This window comes from Paenibacillus ihuae, assembly GCF_001368795.1.
GTDB classification, from domain to species: Bacteria; Bacillota; Bacilli; order Paenibacillales; family Paenibacillaceae; genus Paenibacillus_AQ; species Paenibacillus_AQ ihuae.
Genome location: NZ_LN831198.1, coordinates 1,997,076 through 2,011,080 on the forward strand (window position 1 = coordinate 1,997,076; position 14,005 = coordinate 2,011,080).

Sequence of the window (14,005 nt, forward strand, 5' to 3'; positions counted from 1 at the left end):
CAACTTCAAAGTCGGCGTGCTGCAGGGCTCTTACATTGAAGAAAAGCTGGGCTTGAAAGAAGGCAAAGGCCCCTTCAACATCGAGCTGTTCGGCGGCTCGCCGGATGACAACAATGCCTACTTCTTCTTCGATGGCGCGATGTCCATCCTGAAGCCTTATATCGATTCCGGTAAGCTGGTTGTCCGCAGCAAACAGACCACGATGGAGCAGGTAGCTACACTGCGCTGGGATGGAGCCACTGCCCAGTCGCGCATGGATAATCTGCTGAGTGCCAATTATGCTTCCGATAATCTTGACGCCGTGCTCTCACCGTATGACGGCATCAGTATCGGTATTCTTTCTTCCCTGAAGGGTGTTGGTTACGGATCCGGGGACAAGAAGCTTCCGGTTGTAACCGGACAGGACGCCGAACTGGCCTCTGTGAAATCGATCCTGGCCGGAGAACAGACACAGACGGTCTTTAAAGATACCCGTGAGCTGGCCAAAAAAGCGGTACAGATGACCGAAAGCGTGCTGAAAGGCACGGAAGCGGAAGTCAATGACACAACTACCTATGATAACGGAGTCAAAATCGTCCCTTCCTACCTGCTGGAGCCGGTCTCTGTGGATGCAAGCAATGTGGATAAGGTGCTGGTGGAAGGCGGCTACTATACCAAAGACCAGCTGGGTCAATAACCGGCAGGAGCCTATTGGCGGCATGCGGCGGCAGCTCTCTTCGGAGCCGCCGCCGGCATACCGCTGCACAGTAACAAGGAAAGCTGGGTGATCGAAAGATGAGTGAGTATATATTGGAGATGAAGGGCATCACGAAGACTTTTCCCGGGGTCAAAGCCCTCTCGAACGTGAACCTTAAGGTGAGGGCAGGCGAAATCCATGCACTCTGCGGAGAGAACGGGGCCGGGAAGTCCACGCTGATGAAGGTGCTCAGCGGAGTCTATCCGCATGGAACCTATGAAGGCGATATTCTGTTTGGCGGTGAGGTGTGCCAGTTCAAGGATATCAAAGACAGTGAGAGACTGGGGATTGTCATTATTCATCAGGAGCTGGCGCTGATTCCGTATTTGTCGATTTCGGAAAATATCTTTCTCGGCAATGAGAGGGCGAATCGTGGAGTGATCAACTGGAGTGAGACAACTGTGAGGACGAAGGAGCTGCTGGAAACGGTTGGCCTTCAGGAATCGCCGCTTACCCGGGTATCCACAATAGGTGTGGGGAAGCAGCAGCTGGTGGAGATTGCCAAAGCACTCTCTAAGGAAGTGAAGCTGCTCATACTCGACGAGCCTACAGCGGCGCTGAACGAGGATGACAGCGAGAATCTGCTGACACTGATCCTTGAGCTGAAGAAGCGGGGAATCTCATCGATTATCATTTCACACAAATTGAACGAAATCGAGAAGGTAGCGGATTCGGTAACGATTTTACGGGACGGCCAGACCATCAAGACACTGGATATGAAGGTGGATGCGGTCACGGAGGATGTCATTATTAAAGGTATGGTCGGCCGGGATTTGACTAACCGCTATCCTGAGCGGACACCGGAACTCGGGGAGACGATCTTTGAAATCCGTAACTGGGAAGTGTATCACCCTACGCAGGCTGACCGCAAAATGCTTGATCAAATCAATCTGCATATCCGCCGCGGGGAAGTGGTCGGGATTGCCGGTCTGATGGGTGCAGGTCGGACAGAGCTGGCGATGAGTGTATTCGGCAAATCCTACGGCAAACGGATCAGCGGGCAGCTGTACATGCATGGACGGGAGGTCCATCTAAATAACGTCAACCAAGCCATTGAAGGCGGACTGGCCTATGTAACGGAGGACCGCAAACATTATGGGCTGATCCTCATCGACGATATTAAACGCAATATTTCACTTAGCAGCCTGAAGAAGCTGTCCCGCCGGGGCGTAATCAATGAAAATGAGGAAGTGCTGGTGGCTGAGGAATACCGCAGGAAATTGAACATTAAGACGCCTAGCATTTTGCAGAAAACAGTCAATCTAAGCGGCGGTAATCAGCAGAAGGTGGTTCTCAGCAAATGGATTTATGCCCAGCCTGATGTGCTTATTCTGGATGAGCCGACAAGGGGAATCGATGTGGGTGCCAAATATGAAATCTACTCGATCATCAACGGATTGGCGGCAGAAGGCAGAGGCGTACTGGTGATCTCTTCCGAGCTCCCGGAGATTATCGGGATGTGCGACCGGATCTATACCATGTGCGAAGGACGGATTACGGGGGAAGTTGAACGGCAGGACGCCACGCAGGAGCTGCTGATGAAATATATGACACGAAGCAGGGGGTAGCACCATATGGGAGCAATCAGTGAAATTTTCAAAAAGAATATCCGCCAATACGGCATGATTATTGCCTTAATCTTTATTTCAGTCTTCTTTCAGATTCTGACGGACGGCATTCTGCTCAAGCCGCTTAACGTCACGAACCTTATTTTGCAAAACAGCTATATCCTGGTGCTTGCTATCGGCATGGTGCTGGTTATCATCACCGGACATATCGATCTTTCTGTAGGGTCCGTTGCGGCCTTCATCGGGGCACTGTCAGCGATTATGATGGTGGATATGCAGATGAATCCGGTGCTTGCAGTTATCCTCTCCCTGCTGATGGGGGCGCTTGTCGGTGCCTGGCAGGGTTTCTGGGTTGCCTATATCAAAATCCCCGCGTTTATCGTTACTCTGGCAGGCATGCTGCTGTTTCGCGGGTTGACGATGATTGTGCTGAACGGGCAGTCGATCGCCCCTTTTCGCAAAGCTTTTCAAAAAATCAGCTCCGGCTTCCTCCCGGATTTCAGCGGTGAAAGCTCACTAAATGTGCTGACGCTGGTCGCAGGCATCATTCTTTCCGTCCTGATCGTCTATCAGGAATTCAGAACGCGCAAAACCTCTGTGAAATACGGGTTTGAGCTTCCGCCGGTATGGATTCCCATTGCCAAAGCGGCCGCCTTGGTTGTCGTAATTAATCTGTTCACCTTCGTTCTTGCCCAGTATAACGGGATTCCGAACATCCTTGTAATCCTACTGGTACTGATTGCGATTTACTCGTTTGTCATGAACAACATGACGATGGGCCGTCATATCTATGCACTGGGCGGGAACGAGAAGGCAGCCAGCCTCTCCGGCGTGAAAACCAAACGGGTGACCTTCTGGGTATTCGTTAATATGGGCGTACTGGCCGCATTGTCCGGCCTGGTCTTTGCTGCACGCCTTAACTCCGCAACACCGAAAGCGGGCACCAACTTTGAGCTGGATGCCATTGCAGCCTGCTTCATCGGCGGAGCATCGGCTTCCGGCGGAATCGGAACGGTGGTTGGGGCGATTATCGGCGGTCTGGTCATGGGCGTCATGAATAACGGGATGTCCCTGGTTGGCCTCGGGGTCGACTGGCAGCAGGGGATCAAAGGACTGGTCCTGCTGCTCGCGGTGGGCTTCGATATTTACAACAAGTCTAAGACAGCTTAGCCGCGAAGCCTGATGATAGTAGAAAGATTGCTGAGCCGTTTTCCCGATCTGCCGGGGAACCGGCTTTTGTTTTTGGATATTGGATGGAACAACTTGTGTTAATAGACGTATATCTTGTAGGATATGGGTGCAGGTACAAATAATTGTCCATGCAATCAGGTGAAGCCAGCTTTAACCGATGAACTTTACAGGAGGCCGGAGATGCAGATTATTGCGATGCTGACGATGCTGATTGACCATATCGGCTATATTTTTTTTCCGGGGGAGCTTGGCTGGAGATATATTGGAAGAATTGCTTTTCCGATTTACTGCTACGCGCTGGTTCAAGGGCATATACATACTAAATCGAGACCCCGATATTTGCGGAGGCTGTTTCTGATTGCCTTAATTGCCCAGATCCCTTATAATTTAGCGCTGGACCCCGGAGGCTGGAATGTTGTATTTACGCTGCTGCTGTCCGCCTTCGTACTGGTCATTCTGGATAAGCTGCCGTCGCTCTGGCTTGGCATTCCGGTTGTGGTGGCGGCAATTTTCCTGATGGATTATTTTCCGATTGATTACAATGCCTATGGGCTCATTCTGGTGCTGATTTTCCGTTATGCACGCTCCTACTGGCTGATTGCGGGACACTTTATGCTAAATGGCTTCTATTTATTTTATAGCGGCTGGCTGGTCCAGTTGTTCAGCGTTGTTCCTACAATATTCATAGCCTTAACGCCAGGGGTATGGGGCTTTCTGGAGAAAAGAAGGCTGCCGCGCTGGGTATGGTGGTCCTTTTATCCGGCTCATCTGGCAGTGCTTGCAGCAGTGAAGATTCTGACTTCCAGAGAATGGGTAACTATGGAGTGGAGGAGTCTGCTCACTTTTTGAATTTTTTTACATAAAGGCACTCGTAAATTCAAGTCCTTCCTCATTTGAGTTGATGGATAGATTAAACAAATATTCGTATAAGGAGTCTTGCTATGAGGAAAATGAAAGCACGAACAAAGTGGCTGATGCCGGTTCTGGCACTGCTGCTGATCCTGGCAGGTTGCCAAAGCGTTGGCGGTCTGGATGTCAATAAGGCACTGCTCGGGGGTCTGGATGTTAAGTCGTCGGAATCAAGTACAACCTTTGCATTAAATGTGGTTCCGGCAAACGGAATAACCAGTGAAGACCAGGAAATCATCGATCTTATTAATTCTTTTTCAGTGAATATCGCTCATGTAAAGCTGCAGGATAACGGAAACGTTTCTGCTGCCGGATCGGTTACGTATAAACAATCCACAGTGCCTTTTACCTTCTTTATGGATAAGAAAGCGGTTGTGTTTACTGCAGAAGGCGCGAAGCAGCCGTTCTACTTCCCAATGGAGAGCTATGAAGATTCCATGGGCATTGAAGGATTGGATCAGGCCAAGATTCAGGATATCTCCAAGCTCGTTACCGGGTTTGTCGTGAAGAATCTTCCGAACCCGGCCGCCATCAGTGCTTCTTCGGTGAGTGAAAACGTCTATGGCCAGCAGCTGAATCTGACTAAGCTACATACGGAGATCACAGGTGATGAGCTGCCTGCTTTAGTGAAGGGATTCCTGAAATCAGTCTCCAAAGATACAGAAGGGTTTACTGCTCTGATCAGCGGCCTCTATGATTACCTGTATCCGATTCTGACCGCAGCTGATGTCGATTCAGAGCTGAACGATCTCGGATTTGGTGAGATTCCGCTGGACGACAAAGAAGGTGTTGTAACCGTAGCCCATGATGCTGCCAAGCTGGCTGTGGATGCGCTGCTGCTTGTTTATGATAAACAGCTCGAAAGTCTTTATGAATCTACTCCTGAGCTGAAGACCATTCTCAGCAAAGATACGAAGCTGCAGGTGGATTTATTTATGGACAGCGGGCTGCACATCCGTAAGCAGAATGTTGATCTTAAGGTAGCACTGCCAGCCAGTGAAGATCTGCCGATCCAGAGTATTTCGATGAAGATGGAAAGTCAGACCTGGAATGTGAACGGACCGGTTACAGCTGATCCGATCAATACAGAAGGTGCACTGGATCTGTCTTCAGCAAGTCTTACACCAGGTGAAACTCTTCGCAGCTTTGAAACGGGTTCTACCGTATACAATCTGCTCAAGAATGACTTAGGCATTACGGCGAGAACCTTAGTCATCGCTCCGGATGATGAGTATTATTATCCGATAGTTGATGGAGGCACGACTTATGTTCCGCTGCGTTATGTGGCAGAAGACCTTGATGCAGCTGTGACATGGGATGGTGCAAACCGGGTTATTACAGTAACTGATGATGTATACGGCGATAAGATTGTGTTCAAAATCGGATCTGATCAGGCGCTCATTAAAGGCGCTGCTGTAAAGCTTCCACAGCCGGTATTCGTTGATGAATACGGCGACGCCTATGTGCCGCTCCGCATTCTTGCAGAGGCGCTGCATGCCAAGGTAGAGAAGGATGAGGAAGGTTATATTTTCATTGACCGTCCGTAGAATAACTTATTATGTATAACACAAGAAGGCCGAAGCTCCTGAAATTCAGGACTTCGGCCTTTTTGTGTATCGTTTGGATTCAATGGAATATGCCTCTAATGAGTCAAGGCTCCTATTGCGTGGTCAGAATCATTTCGAGCGACACCTTACTCACTTCCTGCGGCTCAAGCATGCTGTCAATATATCCCGACATGAATCCTTCCTTTTGACTCTCCCATAATTTATAGCCGGGCATGGCTTTGATCTCAGCGGCCGCGCTGGCGGCTTGACCGGCAAAATATTTCACATTCAGCTTAGACATCATTTCCGCCATGGACTGTTTTTCCGTTTCCGTGAAGGGACTATCCTGCAGATTATTTAATGCTTTGTTGTAAGAACCCCGGGCAAAGCTCTGCTCAGCGTAAGCCTTAAAGTTTAACAGATTGGGGTCGGTAATCCCTTCCGCCGCAGCCCAGCCCTCAACATCAACAGATTGCGTATTATAGCTGACTTTCCGGGAGAGCGGATCAAAGGTCATGGCACCATACTGATGCGGGTTGACAGCAAATGCACTTGTGGCAATATCATATACCGGCAGGGTATCGGAGTCGGCTGTACTCTCTTGACCCGGGGCCGGATTGCGGCGGATATCCTGCATGTGGATATGTCCGGATAATACCAGATTAAGGCCGTCCTTGCGCAGCATCTTCATCGTTTCCTGACTGTTATTCAGCTTAAAGCCGGAAATAGGCATGGAGGTGTGGCTGAGCAGATTATGGTGCATTACTGTAATGATGGAGGCATGCTGCTCAGCTGCCAGCTTCACACAGTCATTCATCCAGTCTAAAGTCTCAGGCAGAATCCGCCCGTCAGTCTGCGGAAATCCGTATTTCTCATTATTCCGGTACTGACTGCTGTCGATCATGAGCAGCCATAACCCGGGTGCAGCGCTGACAACATAACTCAGACTGTTCTGATCCCGCGATATCGCCTCATTATATCCATAATCAGCATATTGCGTTGTAAAGTCCTTACCGGTAATATGTCCGGTAACAATTTGCTGATCTCCCTTGAAGGATCTTGCCCAAGGATTGAACAGATCATGGTTTCCGGGAATGACATAGACCGAGGTGCCCAGCTCCTCAATACGCTTCAGCTTGGCTGCAAGCTGCTCATGGCTGCTCGCTTCTCCGTTGTTCGTCAGATCGCCGCTCAGGATCAAGAATTCCGGCTTCTGCTGCTTCACATCATACACCAGTGCATCCATCAGCTCATCGCTGTAGGGCAGCATTCTACCATCCCCGCTGGATACATAGCTTTGAAAGGCGGCACCGCCGTCCTGCAGTGCTTTATCAAGATAATGGGTGTCAGTAGCTACCCAGAAAGATACAGGCTGTTTAGAGTCCTTAGCATTTGACGGAGCAGCGGCAGTGGAAGCTTCAATGGAGACAGTTGACGATATTGTGTCCCGGCATCCACCCAGAAGCGCTGCTGAGATAATCAGTATAGATAAAGCGAAAAGCGGTGTTTTTTTTAGCGGATGAGGCGCTTTTTGCGGTGTTAATTTCATCTTTATGACCTTCCTTCAGCAATTTGGCTGAATTATTGTAGCTTATCTGCAGCTACATTGTATATCGGAAAATAGGAGGTGTTTCGAAAATGGCCTATGTGATTATAGAAAATAGTGGAAGGTGAATAAATCTCCGGATTACTGCGACAATAAGTGTGGGGACTTCGTGCGATTTTAGGAAAAAGTTGTGAAATGGTTGTTGTCTTATCGGAATATAAGTGTTATGATATAAAAAAGTAAGTTACTAATATTAATGGAGGTAGTTATTTTATGTCTAAAACATTCCTGGAAGCTGTAGAAGCAAGACGTTCCATATACGCCATCAGCAAAGAATCCCCGGTTTCCGATGCACAAATCAAGGATATTGTTGAAGCGGCGGTATTACATAGCCCGACTTCATTTAACTCCCAAAGCTCCAGAGCTGTAGTTCTTCTGGGCGAACAGCACGACAAGCTGTGGGATATTACAGCAGAAACGCTGCGTAAGATTGTGCCTGCTGAGCAATTCGAAGGTACAGCTCAAAAATTGTCTTCGTTCAAAGCCGGCTACGGCTCAGTATTGTTCTTCGAAGACCAGACAGTCGTGAAGAGTCTCCAAGAGAACTTTGCGCTGTATGCTGATAATTTCCCGATTTGGTCTAACCAATCCTCTGGTATTCTGCAGTTTGTCGTGTGGACGGCATTTGCTGAAGCAGGTCTGGGCGCTTCACTCCAGCACTACAACCCGCTGATTGACGACGAAGTAAAAGCAACGTTCGGAATTCCGGCCGAGTGGAAGCTGATTGCCCAAATGCCGTTCGGCAAGACCGTTACCCCTCCGGGTGAAAAAGAATTCCAGCCGATCGAAGAACGTGTAAAGGTGTTTAAATAAGCACATAAGAGAAATGTTTAGAACCTCCTTGATCAGGCTAAGTATAACTATAACCTGATCAAGGAGGTTTTTGTTATGCCTTGGAACAAGGATGATTATCCGGATTCGCTGAAAAATTTCATGGCACCGGTGCGCAACAAGGCGATTGAAATTGCCAATGCACTTCTGGAGGACGGCTATGACGAAGGGCGGGCGATCTCCATTGCCACGGCACAGGCCAAGGAGTGGGGCGAGAATCACGATAAACCAATCCGCAAGAAAAACACATAATAGGACAATGATCTGATTGTAAGTCCAGCAGACAGCAAACAGGCCCGGCGGATTCCGCCGGGCCTGTGATCATGTGCTTAATTATTTAGTAGCCGGAGCTTCAGTAGCTGCTGCTTCTGCGCTAGCCTCAGGAGAAGCAGATGCTTCTGCTTTATCAGTTAGCGTGTTAGTGATTTTAGCTTTGGCCGTCAGATCCTGGAGCCAAGTGGAAGACATTTCAGAAACCTTCTGCGAAATCAGCGTCTTTTTGATTTCGTCTTTCTTTTCTTCCAGCGTATATTCTTTTGCTTCTTTGCGGTCGGTCACTTTAATGACGTGGTAACCGTATTCAGTCTTCACAGCACCGCTGGTTTCTCCGACCTTAAGTTTAAAGGCGGCATCAGAGAACTCGGCAACCATGTCTGCCTTTTTGAAGAAATCGAGATCTCCGCCGTTATCTTTCGAACCGGTATCCGAGGACTTCTCTTTCGCCAGAGTAGCGAAATCGGCACCGTCCTTAAGCTGTTGAACGATCGCGTCAGCTTCTTCTTTTGTTGCAACAAGGATGTGAGAAGCGCGAACTTCTTCTTCCTGGTTAAAGGTAGCTTTATTCTCTGTGTAGTAAGTTGAAATGTCTTCATCCGTAACCTTAACCTGCGGTTCAAGCAGCTTGCGGATCTCAACCTGCAGCGGCATTTGCTCCTTAAGATCGTCAAGCGTCATCGAGCTTTGAGCCAATGCGGAATTCAGTGCCTCTTCACCGCCGAACTGGGTCTTCAAATCTTCAATCTCCGTATTGATATCTTCATCGGTAACGGTAATGTTGGCTTTCTTGGCTTCCTGATTCACGAGAGTAGTGGTGATCAGGTTTTGCAGGGTGGATTCACCACCGGCTTCAACGAGTTTATCATACAGCTGTGCTTTGGTAATATCCGTACCATTTACGGAAGCTACCGCCGTACTGCTGTCATCTTTTTGGAATGGCGGTTTAATTAGGACAATAATCAGTGCTGCAGCGAGTACGATGGAAGCGATCATCCATCCTTTGCCGCCTTTGGAAGCAGGGGTAGAAGGAGGAGTGCCGCCGCCTACTTTGCTCATTACAGGAACTGTTTCACTGACGCCGGCTTGTGCAGGGACATCAGCCGGTTCGTGAGCGGCTTCTTCAATAGCCGCAACTTCCTCTGCCGGAGCAGGTACTGCTTCTGCATCGAGTGAACCTTCGTTGTTGTTTACGGAAGCGGTAACCTCTTCCGGTGTTCCGTTGTTGCTTGGTTGCTCATTGCCTTCAAATTCTTTTTTGTCCATTATAAGTAATGACTCCCTTCGATATAGGTGATGCCTGTCTTTCTACAACTTTACCAGAAATCATGATTCCAAACCTTAAGAAAGTATAAAAAAGCATAATTTCTTTTTAAGTTTTCGTTAATATAAAGGAAAAAGCCGGGGCGGCATGGGATTCCATGCACCTCCGGCTTATTTGAAGGAAGTCATAAGAATGCATAAGAGTGACTGATTCTGCATTCTTATACTCAACCTCAAATGCTTAAGAAGTAAGCCCTTTCAGCAAATGGCGTATGCTTTCCTGTTTCCGTCTGGGTACACGGACATTTTTGGCGTAGAGGCCCTTTTCTCCGAAATAGATGCAGTCGTCTTCAATGGCACTGATCTTATTCAGATTCACGTAACAGCTTCCGTAGACATGATAATAACTGGAATTCGACAATAAACGGTTCAGTTGCTCGGCAGTCATTCTCTTTTTAATGTTATAGTTTCTGCCGTGAAAGATGACCAAATCATGGTCTCCGACCTTAAAGAACAGAATGTCTGTTTCCACCTCGAAGTCCTCATATACGTTTCTGGCTTCCAGCAGGCTGCTCATTCGTGTTCCCCCTTTATACAAAATAAAAGACAGATGTTAGCGCTTTCATTATAGCATATTTCTTTTCTCTTGAGAAGTCTTATTTTTGAAATGTTTTTTGTCATTTTTTCCGTTGCATTTGTCATAGACGCTGAAAAATTGTAAATTATAAAGATGGCTGCCGAATGAATGACGGCTGGTAGGCATAAGCACCGGATGGACTAATGGAGGAGGAATACCGAAATGAATGAGCATTCAAAGCTGTTATTGTTTACCGGCTCCTACGCGAGTGCGGCGGACAATGGAGTGCAGGTGTATGAATTTAACGGAGAAGCCGGGGGCACGTTAGACCTGCTGGATAGTGTACAAGGCATTATTAACCCTACCTTTGTTAACGTGGACGCTGCGAATCATCGTTTATACGCAATTGGGGAGAAGGCGAATGGTGAAGGCGGCAAGGAAGGCGAGGTGGTCTCCTTCGCAATTGATCCGCAGACCGGTAAGCTGACCGAACTGAACCGGATTCCCACGATGCCAGCACTCGGAGCAGGACAAACCACAACTTGCCATATTAACAGGGATGCGGATAGTGAATATATGATTGTCTGCAGTTATCACGGCGGCCTGGTAGGCTTAATCACCGTGGATGAGCACGGCCAGCCCTTGCAGCTCATAGATACTGCTGTACATACCGGTAAAGGAACCGTACCCGGTCAGGAAAAGCCGCATCCGCATTCGGCTATCTTCAGTCCGGATGAACGGTACCTGTTTGTTTCCGACCTTGGTCTCGACCTGATCCGTTCATACCGCATTAACCGTGACCAGAATACCCTTGAGGTTCATAGCGAAACTAAGGTGCAGCCCGGCGCAGGTCCGCGGCATTTTGTCTTCCACCCGGACGGTAAATCGGCATATGTTATTAACGAATTGAACAGCACAGTCACTTCGTTCCTCTATGACATCGAGGCAGGAACGTTGCAGACTGCGGTTACCCTTTCTACACTTCCTCAAGATTTCCCGGCGGAAAAGAACAGCTGCGCAGAGATCGCGTTCTCGAAGGACGGGCGTTTCTTATACGGATCCAACCGTGGACATGACAGTATTGTAGTCTACGCTGTGAATCCGGACACTGCAGCACTGACGCTGGTGGAGCATGTATCCACAAGGGGCGGGCATCCGCGTCATTTCACTGTGACCCCAGACGGAGAATACTTAATCGCAGCCAACCGCGATGGGAATAACCTGGTGGTATTCTCGCTGGATACAACCAGCGGCCGGCTGGGCTTTACCGGCAATACTGCTGAGCTGTCCAAGCCTGTTTGTGTGAAACCGGCTGTATTCCCTGTTTAGGAGACTTATATCGATTATTAGGAGCGGCCATTTATTCCGGCTGAACAACGGCAAAGGAACACCGGACGGGTTAGCTCCGGTGTTCCTTTTGAATTATAACTGTTATGTTCGTTTGTCGGATTGAAGAAGCTGAATGATGAGGGAAAGTAGCTTATTTAAGCGAGACGGGCTTTAACGGCACGATTGTAGAGACCGCTGATTTGAACAAAACGTTCTGTCTGCCATCACCCTGGCCCTGCAGGGTAATTGTATAAGCGTCATAAGAGGTAACGAGTCCCTGCATCTTGACCCCATTGGTTGTAAAAATCGTCACGGGCACTTTTGTTGAAATACACTGGTTCAACAAACGTTCCTGTAATTTTAGACTTTCCACTTGGCAGCACTCCATCTTTTATGAATTGACTTCCGGGTTAATTATAACACGGGAACGCCTATCCCAGGAAATGACTTCATAGACTGCGAAATATACAAGGGGGTAGTTATGCTGAGTTATCGGAACTGGTCTAAATGGGGCCGCTTTTTCCTGTGGTTTCTGCTGGGCTTTGCTGTCATTGCCGTTCTTGTAATGGTTGACCGGACCGTCTCCTTTGATAACTTCATCATACGTAATGTACAGTCAGCAGAGTCGCCTGTACTTACTGTGATCGCCAAAAACCTGTCCCTGATAGGTTCGACTTGGTTTGTTGTTGTCATATCACTAGTGACTATAACACTGCTGTTCTTAGTGCTTAAACACCGGATGGAGCTGATCCTGTTTGTCTGGGTTGCATTAGGCTCGCAGCTGCTGAATATATTGTTCAAGCTGTGGTTCCACCGTGAGCGGCCTACAATTCACCGCTTGATCGAACAGGAAGGCTTCAGTTTTCCCAGCGGACATTCCATGGCGGCTTTTTCTTTATACGGGGCTATCGCCTATTTACTCTGGCGTCATATGCGGCATAGAGCGCAGAGGACTCTGCTCACTCTGTTTACTATCTTGATGACAGCTGGCATTGGCTGGAGCCGTGTGTATCTGGGTGTCCACTATCCCAGCGATGTCATCGGGGGATATGCTGCCAGCGGGGCGTGGCTGATGTTGTCTATCATATGTTTCGAGGCATACCGGAGCAGAAGGCAGCGGAAATAAACTTGTCTGTACCAAAAAAATACGGATACCAGCTTGCTGGCTTTGCTGAGGTATCCGTATTATAATGCTTACTTAGTCTTAAGCGGCTGCTCTGACGGTTTGCCTTTATGGGCATTTGCGGCATTACTGATGCTTAGCTTCAGTAGCGCGGGAAGACCCGCCTTCAGCTTTTTGACTTCATCCTTCGTGAGCCGACCGTCCTGAATGGACTCATCCAGCTTCTGGCTAGCCGCGTCGCTCAGCTTTTGTATATATTGATCTTCGCTCCAGCCCTTTTTTTCCTTTGCCAGGCTGTAAAGGGTTTGTCCGTTCTTCAGGCTGCTCATTAGCTCAGCGCGGTCCATGTCCAGCAGTTTGGAGGTTTCACTAAGGATAAAATGTCCTCCCGCTCTGAACCCTCGTGCGTGATGCGGATGCGACGGCTGTTCTTGTCCGGATCGAACATTGTCCGCTGATGGTGCGGGCGTGCTGCCGGAAGAATTCTCTGCAAATGCAGCTGCCGGTGTCAGACTTAGCATGACGGCTGCCGCAAATGCAGTGATTCTTTTAATACTGTTAATCATGGGGTCACCTCTCGGTATGTGATGGTACTGCTGTAACCAGTATTCCCGGGAAGCTGAAAGAATTCTGAAAGCCAGCTTAAGACTTTCTAAAATTCGTCTTCCAGCTTCATGGGTAATTACATTTGTACCCTAATAGAAATTGACCGAAGCCTCAGAGGATATACATAAAAGGTGTAAACAAAACTTTAGGCATATGCTTCCGAAGGGAGTTTTGTGGAAGTGATTTCAGTGAAGCTTATGCTATACAAAACTTTAGGCATATGCTTCCGAAGCGAGTTTTGCCGAAGTGATTTCAGTGAAGCCTATGCTATACAAAACTTTAGGAGGGATGGATTTGGCTTTTGGCGCCCGCATACTAAAAACAGGAATGGCAGTTACCCTTGCCCTCTATTTGTCCGCTCTGCTGAATTTCACTTCTCCTGTCGGTGCGGCGATTGCTGCAATTTTTGCCATGCAGCCGTCCATCTACCGTTCATGGCGTTATTC

General features: G+C 48.4%; 15 protein-coding genes. 10 read left to right on the top strand and 5 right to left on the bottom strand.

Features of this window, described 5'->3' with window-relative positions; genetic code table 11:
* The 5 genes from AQR02_RS33840 to AQR02_RS08975 all read left to right on the top strand — a co-directional run.
* Positions 1–676 (top strand): substrate-binding domain-containing protein (locus tag AQR02_RS33840; protein ID WP_245237242.1); only part of this gene is annotated, 676 nt, incomplete at its 5' end.
* 98 nt (positions 677–774) lie between these two features.
* Complete coding sequence (gene mmsA, locus AQR02_RS08960; protein WP_054940268.1) at positions 775–2,304, top strand: multiple monosaccharide ABC transporter ATP-binding protein; 1,530 nt, start codon at positions 775–777, stop codon at positions 2,302–2,304.
* Positions 2,305–2,310: 6 nt separating this feature from the next.
* On the top strand, positions 2,311–3,474 hold the full coding sequence (mmsB, locus tag AQR02_RS08965) for a multiple monosaccharide ABC transporter permease (protein ID WP_054940269.1): 1,164 nt from the start codon (positions 2,311–2,313) through the stop codon (positions 3,472–3,474).
* A gap of 201 nt (positions 3,475–3,675) precedes the next feature.
* Positions 3,676–4,344, top strand: coding sequence for a TraX family protein (locus AQR02_RS08970; RefSeq protein WP_054940270.1), 669 nt, complete (start codon positions 3,676–3,678; stop codon positions 4,342–4,344).
* Between the two features lie 92 nt (positions 4,345–4,436).
* On the top strand, positions 4,437–5,951 hold the full coding sequence (locus tag AQR02_RS08975; RefSeq protein ID WP_054940271.1) for a copper amine oxidase N-terminal domain-containing protein: 1,515 nt from the start codon (positions 4,437–4,439) through the stop codon (positions 5,949–5,951).
* Positions 5,952–6,063: 112 nt separating this feature from the next.
* Here the strand turns inward: AQR02_RS08975 and AQR02_RS08980 are convergent, their stop codons facing one another.
* The gene (locus AQR02_RS08980) at positions 6,064–7,500 is read right to left on the bottom strand and encodes a metallophosphoesterase (RefSeq protein ID WP_054940272.1); all 1,437 of its coding nucleotides are present in this window, start codon (positions 7,498–7,500) and stop codon (positions 6,064–6,066) included.
* 270 nt (positions 7,501–7,770) lie between these two features.
* Here AQR02_RS08980 and AQR02_RS08985 point away from each other — a divergent pair, with 270 nt between their 5' ends.
* Both AQR02_RS08985 and AQR02_RS08990 read left to right on the top strand, forming a co-directional pair.
* A complete protein-coding gene (locus tag AQR02_RS08985) occupies positions 7,771–8,370 on the top strand; it encodes a nitroreductase family protein (protein ID WP_054940273.1) in 600 nt (199 codons plus the stop codon).
* A 75-nt stretch (positions 8,371–8,445) separates the two neighbouring features.
* Positions 8,446–8,640 (top strand): DUF2188 domain-containing protein, encoded by a 195-nt coding sequence (locus tag AQR02_RS08990; RefSeq protein ID WP_054940274.1) that lies wholly within the window; start codon positions 8,446–8,448, stop codon positions 8,638–8,640.
* 81 nt (positions 8,641–8,721) lie between these two features.
* Here AQR02_RS08990 and AQR02_RS08995 read toward each other — a convergent pair whose 3' ends face one another.
* Positions 8,722–9,927, bottom strand: coding sequence for a peptidylprolyl isomerase (locus AQR02_RS08995; RefSeq protein WP_054940275.1), 1,206 nt, complete (start codon positions 9,925–9,927; stop codon positions 8,722–8,724).
* A 238-nt stretch (positions 9,928–10,165) separates the two neighbouring features.
* The gene (locus AQR02_RS09000) at positions 10,166–10,501 is read right to left on the bottom strand and encodes a LytTR family transcriptional regulator DNA-binding domain-containing protein (RefSeq protein WP_054940276.1); all 336 of its coding nucleotides are present in this window, start codon (positions 10,499–10,501) and stop codon (positions 10,166–10,168) included.
* A gap of 222 nt (positions 10,502–10,723) precedes the next feature.
* Here AQR02_RS09000 and AQR02_RS09010 point away from each other — a divergent pair, with 222 nt between their 5' ends.
* A complete protein-coding gene (locus AQR02_RS09010; protein ID WP_054940278.1) occupies positions 10,724–11,830 on the top strand; it encodes a lactonase family protein in 1,107 nt (368 codons plus the stop codon).
* 151 nt (positions 11,831–11,981) lie between these two features.
* On the opposite strand, the gene hfq is transcribed toward AQR02_RS09010, so the two are convergent.
* Positions 11,982–12,203: an RNA chaperone Hfq gene (gene hfq / locus AQR02_RS09015; RefSeq protein WP_108721988.1), complete on the bottom strand. Its 222-nt coding sequence runs from the start codon at positions 12,201–12,203 to the stop codon at positions 11,982–11,984.
* Between the two features lie 108 nt (positions 12,204–12,311).
* On the opposite strand from hfq, the gene AQR02_RS09020 reads away from it, so the two are divergent.
* Positions 12,312–12,956: a phosphatase PAP2 family protein gene (locus AQR02_RS09020; RefSeq protein ID WP_054940280.1), complete on the top strand. Its 645-nt coding sequence runs from the start codon at positions 12,312–12,314 to the stop codon at positions 12,954–12,956.
* 68 nt (positions 12,957–13,024) lie between these two features.
* On the opposite strand, the gene AQR02_RS09025 is transcribed toward AQR02_RS09020, so the two are convergent.
* Entirely contained in the window at positions 13,025–13,519 is a 495-nt protein-coding gene (locus tag AQR02_RS09025) for a hypothetical protein (protein WP_054940281.1), read from the bottom strand.
* A 334-nt stretch (positions 13,520–13,853) separates the two neighbouring features.
* On the opposite strand from AQR02_RS09025, the gene AQR02_RS31175 reads away from it, so the two are divergent.
* Positions 13,854–14,005 (top strand): aromatic acid exporter family protein (locus AQR02_RS31175; RefSeq protein ID WP_245237593.1); only part of this gene is annotated, 152 nt, incomplete at its 3' end.

What these genes read in the sequence shown, in the direction of transcription:
- mmsA (WP_054940268.1), top strand. Translation starts at nt 775, where the DNA reads ATGAGTGAGTATATATTGGAGATGAAGGGCATCACGAAGACTTTTCCC.
- mmsB (WP_054940269.1), top strand. Translation starts at nt 2,311, where the DNA reads ATGGGAGCAATCAGTGAAATTTTCAAAAAGAATATCCGCCAATACGGC.
- AQR02_RS08970 (WP_054940270.1), top strand. Translation starts at nt 3,676, where the DNA reads ATGCAGATTATTGCGATGCTGACGATGCTGATTGACCATATCGGCTAT.
- AQR02_RS08975 (WP_054940271.1), top strand. Translation starts at nt 4,437, where the DNA reads ATGAGGAAAATGAAAGCACGAACAAAGTGGCTGATGCCGGTTCTGGCA.
- AQR02_RS08980 (WP_054940272.1), bottom strand. Translation starts at nt 7,500, where the DNA reads ATGAAATTAACACCGCAAAAAGCGCCTCATCCGCTAAAAAAAACACCG.
- AQR02_RS08985 (WP_054940273.1), top strand. Translation starts at nt 7,771, where the DNA reads ATGTCTAAAACATTCCTGGAAGCTGTAGAAGCAAGACGTTCCATATAC.
- AQR02_RS08990 (WP_054940274.1), top strand. Translation starts at nt 8,446, where the DNA reads ATGCCTTGGAACAAGGATGATTATCCGGATTCGCTGAAAAATTTCATG.
- AQR02_RS08995 (WP_054940275.1), bottom strand. Translation starts at nt 9,927, where the DNA reads ATGGACAAAAAAGAATTTGAAGGCAATGAGCAACCAAGCAACAACGGA.
- AQR02_RS09000 (WP_054940276.1), bottom strand. Translation starts at nt 10,501, where the DNA reads ATGAGCAGCCTGCTGGAAGCCAGAAACGTATATGAGGACTTCGAGGTG.
- AQR02_RS09010 (WP_054940278.1), top strand. Translation starts at nt 10,724, where the DNA reads ATGAATGAGCATTCAAAGCTGTTATTGTTTACCGGCTCCTACGCGAGT.
- AQR02_RS09020 (WP_054940280.1), top strand. Translation starts at nt 12,312, where the DNA reads ATGCTGAGTTATCGGAACTGGTCTAAATGGGGCCGCTTTTTCCTGTGG.
- AQR02_RS09025 (WP_054940281.1), bottom strand. Translation starts at nt 13,519, where the DNA reads ATGATTAACAGTATTAAAAGAATCACTGCATTTGCGGCAGCCGTCATG.